Below are 13,138 nucleotides of genomic sequence, written 5' to 3'. Positions count from 1 at the left end.
GTGGCTGCCCCTACAGTCACTGACATGGCGACTCTTCCCAACCCGCTGCCCGCCCTGGCGGCAGACCCGAGCGGTCGTTCGCTCGGACTCGGGCTCCCCCTCGGGAGACTGATCGACGAGACGGACGACGGTCCGTGGCACGAGCCGTTGCTGTGGCACGCCGAGTACGCGGCGTCGTCCGGGGCCTGGACCGCGCTGGGTGCTCGGGCGGCGCGCACCGGTCTGCTGCCGGTGCTGATAGAGGTCGGCGGCAGCCAGGGCGGGCCCGGCGAGTGGGAGTTGATGCCCGGTCAGATGTCGTACCCCGGCGACCACGACCCGGAGGAACTCCTCGCGGAGTACTGGGAGTACGCGATCGGCGAGCCCGACGAGCTTGACGCGGCCATCGCCCCGTACGCCGAGGCGTGGCCCGGCCTCGCCCCGGCCCCCGAGTCACTCCCCGCCGACCCCGACACCCGTGCCGCCGAGACCGCCGACGCGCTCCTCGACGAGGGTTCGTGGTTCAAGGAGCCGCGCCTCGCCCTGGTCCCGGCCCGCCGCAGCGCCGACATCCCGGCGGCCATCGGCTGGACGGGCCCGCTGAACTACGAGCAGGACGTGGCCCGTCTCTGCGCGGTCCTGCGTTCCTGGGAGGACCGCTTCGGCATACGCGTGCTCGCGCTCGGCTTCGACCGCTTGGTCCTGTCCGTCGCCGCCCCGCCCACGACCGGGGGCGAGGCGGAGGCCGTCGCCGCCGAGCACTTCGCGTTCTGCCCCGACAACATCACGCAGGGGGACCACGAGACCCTGCGCGAGTACGCCGAGCACGCGGTGCGGGGGCAGCGGGTCTGGTCCTTCTGGTGGGACTGACCGGCGTCAGCCGGGCGGCAGCAGCCGCAGCCCTTCCGGCGCCCTGACGCCGAACTCCTCCTCCAGCAGCAGCCGCACCTCCGCCTCATCGGTCAGCTCCCGCTTGCGTACCGTGCCGTCGGCGCGGGTCTCGGTGAGGAGGCTGCCGTGCAGGAGGAGATGGCGCTCGGGGGTGACGCCCTGGACGTAGATCCGCTGGGTGAAGGGGGAGCGCGGGTTGGTCCCGATGTGCCAGTTGATGACCTCGAAGTCGGGTTCCTCGAAGGGCTCCAGGGTGAAGGCGTACTGGTCCGTCCAGCCCTCCTGGTGGGCCTGGAGCACCCACAGGTCCAGCGGCCCCCTGTGCGGCACCCGCGTCAGCCGGTGGCGGCGGCCGGCGTCCTGGAACTCGGTGTCCGGCCTCAGCGGCACCGGTTCCAGCAGCGCCCCGATCGCCCCGAACCCGACGTCGGCGAGATACGGCTGCGGGTCGTCGGGGATCTCCACGAGCAGCAGCATGTGGGTGCGCGGCCGGCTCTCGACGCTGTCCGCGCCGAGGACGACACGGGCCGCCAGCCGAGTCACCCGGAAGCCGAGCGCCTCCAGGGCGAGCAGGAAGAGCGTGTTGTGCTCGTAGCAGTACCCCCCGCGCCGGCCGCGCACCAGCTTCGCCATCAGGTCGCCGGGATCGAGGGAGGGGGCGCTGCGGCCCAGGGCGTCGAGGTTCTCGAAGGGGATGCCCCGCATGTGCGCCAGATGCAGTCCGGCGAGCGTCGCCAGGTCGGCCCGCCGCTCCCCCTGCCACCCGATCCGCGCCAGATACTCGTCCAGGTCGAACCCCGGGCTCCGCACCATCTCATCGGCCATGCCGACACCGTAGGCACAGGGCCCCGCCCCCGTCCGCGGTCCGGAGCCGTACCGCGCCTGCCACCTTCGCCCTAGGCCACCACCGCCGGCGCCGCCTGGGCGCCCTCGACCCGGTCCCGCGCCGCGCGGAACGCCTCCCCCAGCCGCCGCAGCCCCTCCTCGATCTCCTGCGGCGTCTGCGTCACGAAGCAGAGCCGCAGGGTCGAGCGGTCGGGCTCACCTGCGTGGAAGGGCGCTCCCGGGACGTAGGCCACCTCGCGGGTCACGACCTGCGGCAGCAGCGCGGTGGTGTCGTAGGCCGAGGGGAGCCGCGCCCAGAGGAACATGCCGCCCTCGGGCCGCGTCCAGACCGACCCCTCGGGCAGGGCCGCCGGCAGCCCCGCGAGCATGGCGTCCCGCCGCTCCCCGTAGACCCGCGCGACGCGCCGCACGTGCGCGTCGAGGTCCCGGTCCGCCAGGTACCGCGCGGCGGCGAGCTGGTTGACGGTCGGGGTGTGCAGGTCGGCGGCCTGCTTGGCGACCGCGCAGGCCCGGCGCAGCTCGCCGGGAGCGCGCAGCCAGCCCAGCCGCAGCCCGGGGGCCATGACCTTGGAGAAGGAGCCGAGCAGCACGGTCCGGTCGCGGGCCTCCTCGTGGGCGGCGATCCACGGCACCCGCTCGCCCTCGAAGCGGAGTTCGCCGTACGGGTCGTCCTCGACGATCCACAGTCCGCGCCGCGCGGCCACGGACGCCACGGCGGCCCGGCGTCCCGCGGACATGGTCCGCCCGGTGGGGTTCTGGAAGGTGGGCACGGTGTAGAGCAGCTTGGGCCGTTCCCGCACGACCAGTTCCTCCAGGGCGACGGGGTCGGGGCCCTCGTCGTCCCCCGGCACGGCCACGACCCGGGCGCCCGCGAACCCGAAGGCCTGGAGAGCGGCCAGATAGCAGGGGCTCTCGACGAGGACCGTGTCCCCGGGCTCGATCAGCGCGGTGGCGAGCAGCGACAGGGCCTGCTGCGAGCCGGTGGTGACGAGGACGTCGTCGGCGTCGGTGGCGAGCCCGCGCGCCGACATCCGCTCCGCCAGGGCGGTCCGCAGCACGGGCTCGCCCTCGGTGGTCGAGTACTGGAGCGCCCGCTCGGGCGTCTCGGCGAGCACCGCCCGGTAGGCCTGGGCGATGCCCTCGGCGTCGAACAGTTCGGGCGCCGGCAGGCCGCCCGCGAAGTTGATGACCTCGGGGCGGGCGGTGACGGCGAGGATGTCCCGCACCGGCGACCCGCCGACCGCCCGGGCCCGGGCGGCGAGCGGCGGCACGGAAGCGAATGTGGGCACCGTCATGGCGCGGCTCCTTCGACTTGCTGTCTGCTGACTGCCGCCCGCTGACCGCGACGGCCGGTGCAGCGCAGCCTAAGGAACTGAGTGCCGCCTACAAGCACCTTTCCGCGATACGGACGCCGGGCACCCGCTCACGCCTTGGTGCCGGTGGCCCCGTAGACGTTGATGTCGTCGTCCGTGACGTCGTTGATGTCGCGGTAGCGGATCTTCTCGATGTCGTCGAGGGAGTCGAAGTCCTCCCCGTCGATGGCGGGCGGCGCGGGCGCGGGAGCGGGGTGCCACAGATGTGCGGGCACCACGCCGGGCTCGTCCAGGGTGAGCCCCGGCACCTCGGTGAAGAAGCGCTCCACCTGTGCCTTGGACCGGAAGACGAAGGTGAACCCGCGCTCGGTGTAGGTCCGTTGGACCGCGCGGGCGGGCTCCGGGTGCATCTCGTCGGTCAGGTGGCTGAGCACGACCCTGCTGCCCGCCGGGAGGGCCGCCACGAGTTCCCGCACGATCGGAAGGGCCTCGTCGTCCTCGACGAAGTGCAGGATCGCGACCAGGCACAGCGCGATCGGCTGGTCGAAGTCCAGCGTCCTGGCGGCCTGTTCGAGGATCTGCGCGGGACTCCTGAAGTCGGCGTCGATGTAGTCCGTGCGCCCCTCGGGCCCGCTCGTGAGCAGCGCGCGGGCGTGCGCCAGCACCACCGGGTCGTTGTCGACGTAGACGACCCGTGCGTCGGGCCGGATCCGCTGGGCGATCTGGTGGACGTTCTCCGCGGTGGGCAGCCCGGTGCCGATGTCGAGGAACTGCCGGATCCCGTGCTGCTCGGTCAGCCGGAGGACGGCCCGGCGCATGAAGTCGCGGTTGTGGCGCACGTCGAGGTAGCCGCGGGGGTTGGCGGCGAGCGCGGCTGCGGCGGCCTCGCGGTCGGCGGGGTAGTTGTCCTTGCCGCCGAGGAAGACGTCGTAGACGCGGGCCGGATGTGCCTTGGTGGTGTCGATCCTCTTGGCCAGTTCGGCCGGGTCATGGCTCAGCGCGTCACCGGACATGGCGTCTCCCCTGGGAATGTGTCGGTCCTTCGACGGACAACCACCGCGTTGGTCAAGAACCTAACTCCCGGGGCGACTTGATGGTGCCCGGGACGCCGGATGCTCCGTCCCGCGTCCCGCGCGGAGGACTTGGGAAACCACGTCCCCGCAGGTCGGCGTGGTGGCCCGAGCAGGCCCGTCCCGAATCCCCGGTCAGGGTCTGGCGAATGCCCCGGCTCCCCCGCAGCCTGATCCCATGCCCAGCCGACCCCCCACCCCCCGCAGGCTCACCGCGACCGCCCTCCTCGTCCTCCTCGCCCTCACCACTGCGACGGGCTGCAAGGACGGCCAGGGCGTGCGCGACGAGGGTCCGGCCGCCGACCGGGCGGCCGCCGTCACCGCCGGGGAAAACCAGAAGGCCGCCCGGGACTGACCGGGCGGCCTCGCAGCAGATCTACGGCATCACACGTGCGCCGGGGCGAAGCCCTTCGGGTTGGGGCCGTACTTGTTCTCGCCCGGCTCACCGTCGAGGCAGGTGAAGACGAAGAGGGTGATGCCACCGACCAGCGGAACCAGACCGAACAGGACCCACCAGCCGCTGCGGCCGGTGTCGTGCAGGCGGCGCACGAGGACGGCGAGGCTGGGGAGCAGGACGGCGACGTAGAAGACGATCGGGATCCACGCCTGCTTGGCCACGACACCGATGACGGCCAGCACGATGTAGATGATCGCGACGAACAGGGTGTACATCCAGTATTCCTTGCGGCGCGCGCGGCCGCTGAACACGGCGTACTTCTTCAGCACATCGAGGAAGTAGTTCATGGTGGTGTCCCCCAGGGATCGACGTTCGGACCATTCCGAATGGATCAGGCCAGGCGCAGAAGATATGAAGGATGTCGAGAACTCGTCAATTCGACGGATGTAAGCGGTTCATCAAGTCGCGCACCTGTCAGAGTCCGACAAATCCACCACCCGTGAGGGCGGATTCCGGACAGACCGCCAGAAGATCACCGCGCCGATCAGGGGCCGTTGTCGGACGTTGGCCGGAACGAGCTCCGCCCGTGTCCGGACCGAGCTCGAACCGTAGCCGCGACACGCCGCCCGGCGGCTTCGTCAGCCGAGCTTCTGCGCCACCTCGGTGGCCCAGTAGGTGAGGATGTTCCGCGCCCCGGCACGCTTGATGCCGGTCAGCGTCTCCAGGATCGCCCGGTCCCGGTCGATCCAGCCCTTCTCGGCGGCGGCCTCGATCATCGAGTACTCACCGGAGATCTGGTAGGCGGCGACGGGCACGTCGACGGCGTCCGCGACCCGCGCCAGGATGTCGAGGTAGGGGCCGGCCGGCTTGACCATCACCATGTCGGCGCCCTCCTCCAGGTCGAGGGCGAGCTCCCGCAGCGCCTCGCGCGCGTTCGCGGGGTCCTGCTGATAGGTCTTGCGGTCCCCCTGCAACGAGGACGCGACGGCCTCCCGGAACGGCCCGTAGAAGGCCGACGCGTACTTGGCCGTGTAGGCGAGGATGGCGACGTCCTCCCGCCCGATCTGATCGAGGGCGTCCCTTACGACCCCGATCTGGCCGTCCATCATCCCGCTGGGCCCCACGACATGGGCGCCCGCGTCGGCCTGGACCTGGGCCATCTCGGCGTACCGCTCCAGGGTCGCGTCGTTGTCGACCCGTCCCTCGGCGTCCAGCACCCCGCAGTGCCCGTGGTCGGTGGTCTCGTCGAGGCACAGGTCGGACATCACGAGCAGTTCGTCGCCGACCTCGGCCCGCACGTCCCGGATGGCGACCTGAAGAATCCCGTCCGGATCGGTCCCCGGCGTGCCGACAGCGTCCTTCTTCGACTCCTCCGGCACCCCGAAGAGCATGATCCCGGACACGCCGGCCGCCACGGCCTCCGCGGCCGCCTTCTTCAGACTGTCCCGCGTGTGCTGCACGACCCCGGGCATCGCCGAGATCGGCACGGGCTCGCTCGCCCCTTCCAGCACGAACGCCGGAAGGATGAAGTCGGCGGGGTGCAGGCGGGTCTCGGCGACCATGCGGCGCATGACGGGGTTGGTCCGCAGCCGACGGGGCCGGGTACCGGGAAAGGATCCGTACGTCGTCATGTCCCTACGCTACGCCCGCCCCGAGACCCCCTTTGCCGACGCGACGTCGGACGGCCCGCTGCGCTGGGCCGGGGCGGGGCGCCTACGAGGGTGCCGTGCAACGCCGCCGGGCGCCTGCGGGCACGCGGTGACCGGCCGCGCAGTTCCCCGCGCCCCTGGGGGTTGCGGTCACCCGCGCCACCACGGACCGTTCGCCACGACGGACCCGGGCGGGCTGCCGCAGGCATCAGGGGCGCGGGGAACTGCGCGAGCACCCCCCACCAGACCCGCAGCCATCCACCCCCGCACGCCACCGCACCCCCCCAGGGGCGCGGGGAACTGCGCGATCAACCCCCACCAGACCCGCAGCCATCCACCCCCACATGCGCCGCCCCACCCCCAGGTCCAAGCTGAAAGAACAAAGGCAGGAGGACCCCATGGCTGCCACCCACCACACCCCCGCCGCCCACCCCACCCTCGACAACATCCACGGCCCGGTGATCCACCCCGGCGAACCCGATTACGCCGAAGAAGTCACCGGCTTCAACCTGGCCGCCCTGCACACCCCCGACGTGGTCGTCGGCGCCACCCGCGCCGAGGACATCGTCACCGCCCTGCGCTGGGCCTCGGCCACCCACACCCCCGTCACCGTGCAGGCCACCGGCCACGGCGCCAACTTCCCCATAGAGAACGGCCTGTTGATCAACACCGCCCGCATGAACGGCGTACGCGTCGACGAGGACACCCGCACCGCGACGATCGAGGCCGGCGCCAAGTGGCGGGACGTCCTGGCCGCCGCCACCCCCCACGGCCTGGCCACCCTCAACGGCTCCTCCACCGACGCCGGCGTCGTCGGCTACACCCTCGGCGGCGGTCTCCCGGTCCTCGGCCGGACCTACGGCTACGCCGCGGACAAGGTCCGCTCCTTCGAGGTCGCCACCCCCGACGGAACGCTCCACCACACCGACCCCGACACTGAACCCGACCTCTTCTGGGCCCTGCGCGGCGGCAAGGGCAACGTGGGCGTGGTGACCTCGCTGGTCACCGAGCTCCTCCCGCTGCCCCGCGTCCTCGGCGGCGGCATCTACTGCGCGGGCGAGGACGCCGAGGCCCTGCTGACCACCTGGGCGCCCTGGACCCAGGACGTCCCGCCGGAGATGAACAGCACCTTCAGCATCCTGCGCCTGCCGCCCTTCCCGGAGATCCCCGAACCCTTCCGGGGCGGCTTCTGGGCCAGGGTCTGCCTCGCCTGGACCGGCGACCCGTCAGCGGGCCAGGACCTGCTCGCCCCGCTCCGCGCGGCCGCACCGGTCGTGATCGACACGGTGGAGGAGATGGACTACGCGGCGGTGGACCGCATCTATCTGGACCCCCAGGACCCGCTGCCGGCCCGCGAGTCCTGCACGCTGCTGCGCGAGCTGACACCGCAGGCGATCGACACGTTCCTGGACCAGGTGGGCCCGGCGGCCGGCGTCGCGGACTTCCCTCTGCTGATGGTGGAGATCCGCCACATGGGCGCGGCGCTCTCCCGCCCCGCCGCCGTGGCGGACGCGGTCTGCGCCCGGGACGCCGAGTACCTCCTGGAGGCGGTGGGCGTCCTGGCCGCACCGCCCATGGCCGAGGCGGTCGAACGCGCCACGACCGCCCTCAACACCTCGATGGCCGCGTACGGCACCGGCCGCACCATGGTCAACCTGCACGGCACCCCGGGCGACGAGAGGGACCGCGCCCGGGCCTGGACCCCCGAGGTCTACGACCGTCTGCGCCGCACGAAGTCGGCGTACGACCCGGAGAACCTCCTGCGCTACGGCCACACGGTGACCCCGGCGGCCTGAACCGGGCCGCCGCGGCCACCGGAACGGAACCGTCAGGTCGTCGACCGCCGCCGCCTGGCCCCCGGCCGCCGCTCGCTCGGCCGCGTCACGGGATCGCCGGCCTCGACCGCCGCCGCCCGCCGCTTCAGCCCGAAGTCGGCGAGAGCCTCGGCCAGCTTGTGCACGGACGGCTCGGGAGCCATCACGTCCACCCGCAGCCCGTGCTCCTCGGCCGTCTTGGCCGTGGCGGGACCGATACAGGCGATCACGGTGACGTTGTGCGGCTTCCCGGCGATGCCGACGAGGTTGCGCACGGTGGAGGACGACGTGAAGAGCACGGCGTCGAACCCGCCCCCCTTGATCGCCTCCCGGGTCTCCGCGGGCGGCGGCGAGGCGCGCACGGTCCGGTAGGCGGTGACGTCGTCGACCTCCCACCCGAGCTCGATGAGCCCGGCGACCAGCGTCTCGGTGGCGATGTCGGCGCGCGGCAGGAACACCCGGTCGATCGGGTCGAAGACGGGGTCGTACGGCGGCCAGTCCTCGAGCAGGCCCGCGGCCGACTGCTCACCGCTCGGCACCAGGTCCGGCTTCACGCCGAAGGCGATCAGCGCCTTGGCGGTCTGCTCGCCCACCGCCGCGACCTTGATCCCGGCGAAGGCCCGGGCGTCGAGCCCGTACTCCTCGAACTTCTCCCGTACGGCCTTGACGGCGTTGACCGAGGTGAACGCGATCCACTCGTAGCGCCCGGTGACAAGCCCCTTGACCGCGCGCTCCATCTGCTGGGGCGTCCGCGGCGGCTCGACCGCGATGGTCGGCACCTCGTGCGGCACGGCCCCGTAGGACCTGAGCTGGTCGGAGAGCGAGGCCGCCTGCTCCTTCGTGCGCGGCACGAGAACCTTCCAGCCGAACAGCGGCTTGTTCTCGAACCACGAGAGCTGGTCGCGCTGCGCGGCGGCCGAGCGCTCACCGACCACGACTATCACCGGCCGCCCGCCCTCGGGCGAGGGCAGCACCTTGGCCTGCTTGAGCGTCTGGGCGATGGTGCCCAGGGTGGCCGTCCAGGTCCGCTGGCGCGTGGTCGTACCGGCGACGGTGACGGTCATCGGGGTGTCGGGCTTGCGCCCGGCCGCGACCAGCTCACCGGCGGCGGCGCCCACGGAGTCCAGGGTCGTCGACACGACCACGGTCCCGTCCGACACCCCCACCTCCGTCCAGCACCGGTCGGAGGCCGTGCGCGCGTCCACGAACCGCACGTCCGCGCCCTGCGCGTCCCGCAGCGGAACACCGGCGTAGGCGGGCACGCCGACGGCCGCGGCCACACCGGGCACGACCTCGAAGGGCACGCCCGCGCGGGCGCAGGCCAGCATCTCCTCGGCGGCGTACGCGTCGAGCCCGGGGTCCCCGGACACCGCACGCACGACCCGCCTGCCGCCCCGCGCGGCCTCCATGACAAGATGTGCCGCATCCCGTACAGCGGGGACTGGAGCGGTTGTTGACGTGCCGTCAACGACTGTCAGTTGGGGTGCGCCCGTGCCCGGACCCGGAGCCGAGGGCAACTCGGTGTCCGTGTCCACGACGGCGACGCCCGACCGAGCGTGGACGCGTACGACGTCGAGCACCTCGTGCCCGGCGACGAGGACGTCCGCGTTCGTGAGCGCCTCGACGGCGCGCAGGGTCAGCAGTCCCGGATCTCCGGGTCCGGCACCGAGGAAGGTGACGTGCCCGTGTTCGGGACCGACGGGAAGGGTGGTGGGGCTCACTGTGCTCGCTCCCCCATCAGACCGGCCGCGCCCTGGGCAAGCATGTCGGCCGCGAGTTCACGGCCGAGCGCCATTGCCTGGTCGTGCGACTCGGGCACGGGACCGGTGGTGGACAACTGCACCATGCGCGAGCCGTCGGTGGTGCCGACGACGCCCCGCAGGCGCATTTCCTTGACAATCTGCCCGTCGGCCAGAAGGTCGGCCAGCGCGCCCACGGGGGCGGAGCAGCCGGCCTCCAGGGCGGCGAGCAGTGACCGCTCGGCGGTCACGGCGACCCGCGTGAACGGGTCGTCGAGCTCGCCGAGCGCCGCGATCAGGTCCGCGTTGTCCGCGGTGCACTCGATCGCGAGTGCTCCCTGGCCGGGAGCGGGCAAAACCGTGTCGACCGAGAGGAAATCGGTCACTTCGTCGATACGGCCGATGCGTTGCAGCCCAGCGGCTGCCAGCACGACCGCGTCCAGCTCACCTTCGCGCACGAACCGCATCCGGGTGTCGATGTTCCCCCGGATCGCAACCGTCTCGATATCAAGTCCGTGCGCACGGGCGTACGCGTTCAGCTGCGCGGTGCGCCGGGGCGAACCGGTACCGATGCGGGCACCCCGGGGCAGGTCGGTGAGCTTCAGGGCGTCCCGGGCGACGATGACGTCCCGCGGGTCCTCGCGCTCGGGGAGCGCGGCCAGCGCAAGCTCGTCCGGCTGCCCGGTCGGCAGGTCCTTCAGCGAGTGCACCGCGAAGTCGACCTCGCCCTTGAGCAGGGCTTCGCGCAGCGCGGTCACGAACACACCCGTGCCGCCGATCTGCGCGAGCGCCTCCCTGGACACATCGCCGTACGTGGTGATCTCGACGAGCTCGACGGGCCGTCCGGTCACCTGGCTCACGGCTTCCGCCACCCGCCCGGACTGGGCCATGGCGAGTCTGCTCCGCCTGGTCCCCAGCCGTAGCGCCTTGGTACTCATGACGAGCCTCGGTCTTTCTCATCGGTGGTGCTGTCCTCGGCGCGGGAGACGGCGGCCACCGTCTCGGGGTCGAGGTCGAACAGGGTCCGCAGCGCGTCCGCGTACCCGGCACCGCCGGGCTCGGCCGCGAGCTGCTTGACCCGTACGGTCGGCGCGTGCAGCAGCTTGTCGACCACGCGCCGCACGGTCTGCGTGATCTCCCCGCGCTGCTTGTCGTCCAGGCCGGGCAGCCGCCCGTCGAGCCGCGCGATCTCGCTCGCGACGACATCGGCGGCCATGGTCCGCAGCGCGACGACGGTGGGCGTGATGTGCGCGGCCCTGAGCGCCGCCCCGAAGGCGGCCACCTCGTCCGCGACGATACGACGGACCTGGTCGACGTCGGCCGCCATCGGAGCGTCCGCCGACGCCTCCGCGAGGGACTCGATGTCTACGAGACGGACCCCGGCCAGCCGGTGCACGGCGGCGTCGATGTCCCGGGGCATGGCGAGGTCGAGCAGGAAGAGCGAGGGGGTCGGCCGGGGGATCTCGGCGACGGGCTCGGGCCTGCGCCGCTCGGGCACCCGCCCGATGGCGGCGGCGGTGGCGGCGAGCGCGGCGATGACGTCGGCCTCCGCGACGGGATCGACCAGCGCGACGGCCCCCTGCGGCCGGGGCGCGTTGTCCACCCACGCGGCATGCTGCTCCAGCTCGGAAGCGGCCATCCCGGCGACGGCGGCCTCACCGAGCACGGAGAAACCGGGGGTGGCTTGTACGGGGGCCAAATCCAGGGGGCAGTTTTCTTCCGTCCCATGGTCCGCGGGCAGTCGTGCCGCTCGGGCGGCTCCCGACCCACGGAAGGACGGCACCCCGTCAGTGCCGGGCTGCGTGTCCAACCCCCGCCCGGCAGCAACAGCCTCAGCAGTCAGAACAAGCCCCGTCGCCCCCGTACAGGACACCACGACATCGGCACGTGTCAGCTCGTCCGACACCGAGTCCATCGGTACCGCACGGGCAACCACGTCCCCGGCGTCGTTGAGGATCTCCGCGAGCCGCTCGGCCCGCTCGGCGGTCCGGTTGGCGATCACGATCTCCGCGACACCCACCCGCGCCAGCGTCGCCGCGGCCAGCGAGGACATCGACCCGGCCCCGATGACCAGCGCCTTCTTGCCCCGCGCCCAGTCCGGCACGTCCGCACCGAGCGCGAGCTGCTCCAGTCCGAACGTCACCAGCGACTGCCCGGCCCGGTCGATCCCGGTCTCGGAGTGCGCCCGCTTGCCGACCCGCAGCGCCTGCTGGAAGAGGTCGTTCAGCAGCCGCCCGGCGGTGTGCAGCTCCTGCGCCCGGGCGAGGGAGTCCTTGATCTGCCCGAGGATCTGTCCCTCTCCCACGACCATGGAGTCGAGCCCGCAGGCCACGGAGAAGAGGTGGTGGACGGCGCGGTCCTCGTAGTGCACGTAGAGATAGGGAGTGAGCTCGTCGAGCCCCACCCCGCTGTGCTGGGCGAGCAGCGTCGACAGCTCGGCGACGCCCGCGTGGAACTTGTCCACGTCGGCGTACAGCTCGATCCGGTTGCAGGTCGCGAGGACCGCGGCCTCGGTGGCCGGCTCCGCGGCGACCGTGTCCTGGAGCAACTTCATCTGCGCATCGGCATGCAGCGCCGCCCGCTCCAGCACGCTGACCGGAGCGCTGCGGTGGCTCAGCCCGACGACGAGGAGACTCATGCCGGCATCACGGCGGGTACGTCCCCGTCGGGTCCCTTGTCGGCGGCGGCGGAACCGTCGCGGCCTGCGGCGACCGGTCCGGCGCCGTCGGACGCGGCGGCCTCCTCACCGGCCTTGCGCTGCTCGTGGAAGGCGAGGATCTGCAGCTCGATGGAGAGGTCGACCTTGCGCACGTCGACGCCGTCCGGCACGGACAGCACGGTCGGCGCGAAGTTCAGGATGGAGGTGACCCCGGCGGCCACGAGCCGGTCGCAGACGGGCTGGGCGGCACCGGCGGGGGTGGCGATGACACCGATGGACACGCCGTTGTCCTCGATGATCTTTTCCAGGTCGTCCGAGTGCTGCACGGGAATGCCCGCCACGGGCTTTCCGGCCATTGCGGGATCGGCGTCGATCAGCGCGGCGACCCTGAAGCCACGGGACGCGAAGCCGCCGTAGTTGGCGAGAGCGGCACCGAGGTTGCCGATTCCGACGATCACAACCGGCCAGTCCTGGGTCAGGCCGAGTTCGCGGGAGATCTGGTAGACGAGATACTCGACGTCGTAGCCCACACCGCGGGTTCCGTAGGAGCCCAGGTAGGAGAAGTCCTTGCGCAGCTTCGCGGAGTTGACCCCCGCCGCGGCCGCGAGCTCCTCGGAGGAGACCGTGGGCACCGAGCGCTCCGACAGTGCGGTCAGCGCGCGGAGGTACAGCGGAAGCCGGGCGACGGTGGCCTCGGGAATCCCTCGGCTACGGGTCGCCGGTCGGTGAGTTCGGCCAGTTGCCACGGTGCTCCTGCGGGTAGAGCGGGGCTGTAGGCGGC

Annotated in this window: 12 protein-coding genes; 3 read left to right on the top strand and 9 right to left on the bottom strand. The window is 72.3% G+C overall.

Features of this window, described 5'->3' with window-relative positions:
* The first annotated feature begins 24 nt into the window (after positions 1-24).
* Positions 25-849, top strand: a complete 825-nt coding sequence (locus ACIQJT_RS40340) for a DUF4253 domain-containing protein (RefSeq protein ID WP_402650456.1) — start codon at positions 25-27, stop codon at positions 847-849.
* Between the two features lie 6 nt (positions 850-855).
* Here the strand turns inward: ACIQJT_RS40340 and ACIQJT_RS40335 are convergent, their stop codons facing one another.
* The 3 genes from ACIQJT_RS40335 to ACIQJT_RS40325 form a co-directional block, all read right to left on the bottom strand.
* The gene (locus ACIQJT_RS40335) at positions 856-1,695 is read right to left on the bottom strand and encodes an arylamine N-acetyltransferase (protein WP_402650455.1); all 840 of its coding nucleotides are present in this window, start codon (positions 1,693-1,695) and stop codon (positions 856-858) included.
* Positions 1,696-1,766: 71 nt separating this feature from the next.
* Positions 1,767-3,011 (bottom strand): PLP-dependent aminotransferase family protein, encoded by a 1,245-nt coding sequence (locus ACIQJT_RS40330; protein ID WP_402650454.1) that lies wholly within the window; start codon positions 3,009-3,011, stop codon positions 1,767-1,769.
* Between the two features lie 128 nt (positions 3,012-3,139).
* Complete coding sequence (locus tag ACIQJT_RS40325) at positions 3,140-4,042, bottom strand: SAM-dependent methyltransferase (protein WP_365465529.1); 903 nt, start codon at positions 4,040-4,042, stop codon at positions 3,140-3,142.
* Positions 4,043-4,277: 235 nt separating this feature from the next.
* On the opposite strand from ACIQJT_RS40325, the gene ACIQJT_RS40320 reads away from it, so the two are divergent.
* Positions 4,278-4,454: a hypothetical protein gene (locus ACIQJT_RS40320; protein WP_402650453.1), complete on the top strand. Its 177-nt coding sequence runs from the start codon at positions 4,278-4,280 to the stop codon at positions 4,452-4,454.
* A 29-nt stretch (positions 4,455-4,483) separates the two neighbouring features.
* Here the strand turns inward: ACIQJT_RS40320 and ACIQJT_RS40315 are convergent, their stop codons facing one another.
* Positions 4,484-4,843: a DUF805 domain-containing protein gene (locus tag ACIQJT_RS40315; RefSeq protein ID WP_365465535.1), complete on the bottom strand. Its 360-nt coding sequence runs from the start codon at positions 4,841-4,843 to the stop codon at positions 4,484-4,486.
* A 291-nt stretch (positions 4,844-5,134) separates the two neighbouring features.
* Positions 5,135-6,127 carry a porphobilinogen synthase gene (gene hemB / locus ACIQJT_RS40310; protein WP_365465537.1) on the bottom strand — a complete coding sequence of 331 codons (993 nt, stop codon included), beginning with the start codon at positions 6,125-6,127 and terminating at the stop codon, positions 5,135-5,137.
* A 416-nt stretch (positions 6,128-6,543) separates the two neighbouring features.
* Between hemB and ACIQJT_RS40305 the strand changes: the two genes are divergently transcribed.
* The gene (locus tag ACIQJT_RS40305) at positions 6,544-7,941 is read left to right on the top strand and encodes an FAD-binding oxidoreductase (protein WP_402650452.1); all 1,398 of its coding nucleotides are present in this window, start codon (positions 6,544-6,546) and stop codon (positions 7,939-7,941) included.
* Between the two features lie 32 nt (positions 7,942-7,973).
* Here the strand turns inward: ACIQJT_RS40305 and ACIQJT_RS40300 are convergent, their stop codons facing one another.
* From ACIQJT_RS40300 to ACIQJT_RS40285, 4 genes are read right to left on the bottom strand one after another with little or no spacing between them, the layout of a single operon-like run.
* The gene (locus ACIQJT_RS40300; RefSeq protein WP_402650451.1) at positions 7,974-9,680 is read right to left on the bottom strand and encodes a uroporphyrinogen-III synthase; all 1,707 of its coding nucleotides are present in this window, start codon (positions 9,678-9,680) and stop codon (positions 7,974-7,976) included.
* Positions 9,677-10,636: a hydroxymethylbilane synthase gene (hemC, locus tag ACIQJT_RS40295; protein WP_078959887.1), complete on the bottom strand. Its 960-nt coding sequence runs from the start codon at positions 10,634-10,636 to the stop codon at positions 9,677-9,679. The genes ACIQJT_RS40300 and hemC overlap by 4 nt, the downstream gene beginning before the upstream one ends.
* Positions 10,633-12,336, bottom strand: a complete 1,704-nt coding sequence (locus ACIQJT_RS40290; protein WP_402650450.1) for a glutamyl-tRNA reductase — start codon at positions 12,334-12,336, stop codon at positions 10,633-10,635. Before ACIQJT_RS40290 ends, hemC begins: the two co-directional genes overlap by 4 nt.
* A complete protein-coding gene (locus tag ACIQJT_RS40285) occupies positions 12,333-13,103 on the bottom strand; it encodes a redox-sensing transcriptional repressor Rex (protein ID WP_053848649.1) in 771 nt (256 codons plus the stop codon). Before ACIQJT_RS40285 ends, ACIQJT_RS40290 begins: the two co-directional genes overlap by 4 nt.
* Positions 13,104-13,138 lie beyond the last annotated feature (35 nt).

It is taken from the genome of Streptomyces sp. NPDC091972, assembly GCF_044756385.1.
GTDB lineage: Bacteria > Actinomycetota > Actinomycetes > Streptomycetales > Streptomycetaceae > Streptomyces.
The sequence above is the reverse complement of the archived record's forward strand: the minus strand, read 5'-3'. Positions and strand labels throughout refer to the sequence as shown.

Bases quoted from the DNA above. Each gene is read 5' to 3' on its own strand.
- ACIQJT_RS40305 (WP_402650452.1), top strand. From the start codon at position 6,544: ATGGCTGCCACCCACCACACCCCCGCCGCCCACCCCACCCTCGACAAC.
- hemB (WP_365465537.1), bottom strand. From the start codon at position 6,127: ATGACGACGTACGGATCCTTTCCCGGTACCCGGCCCCGTCGGCTGCGG.
- ACIQJT_RS40325 (WP_365465529.1), bottom strand. From the start codon at position 4,042: ATGTCCGGTGACGCGCTGAGCCATGACCCGGCCGAACTGGCCAAGAGG.
- ACIQJT_RS40335 (WP_402650455.1), bottom strand. From the start codon at position 1,695: ATGGCCGATGAGATGGTGCGGAGCCCGGGGTTCGACCTGGACGAGTAT.
- ACIQJT_RS40315 (WP_365465535.1), bottom strand. From the start codon at position 4,843: ATGAACTACTTCCTCGATGTGCTGAAGAAGTACGCCGTGTTCAGCGGC.
- ACIQJT_RS40290 (WP_402650450.1), bottom strand. From the start codon at position 12,336: ATGAGTCTCCTCGTCGTCGGGCTGAGCCACCGCAGCGCTCCGGTCAGC.
- hemC (WP_078959887.1), bottom strand. From the start codon at position 10,636: ATGAGTACCAAGGCGCTACGGCTGGGGACCAGGCGGAGCAGACTCGCC.
- ACIQJT_RS40320 (WP_402650453.1), top strand. From the start codon at position 4,278: ATGCCCAGCCGACCCCCCACCCCCCGCAGGCTCACCGCGACCGCCCTC.
- ACIQJT_RS40330 (WP_402650454.1), bottom strand. From the start codon at position 3,011: ATGACGGTGCCCACATTCGCTTCCGTGCCGCCGCTCGCCGCCCGGGCC.
- ACIQJT_RS40340 (WP_402650456.1), top strand. From the start codon at position 25: ATGGCGACTCTTCCCAACCCGCTGCCCGCCCTGGCGGCAGACCCGAGC.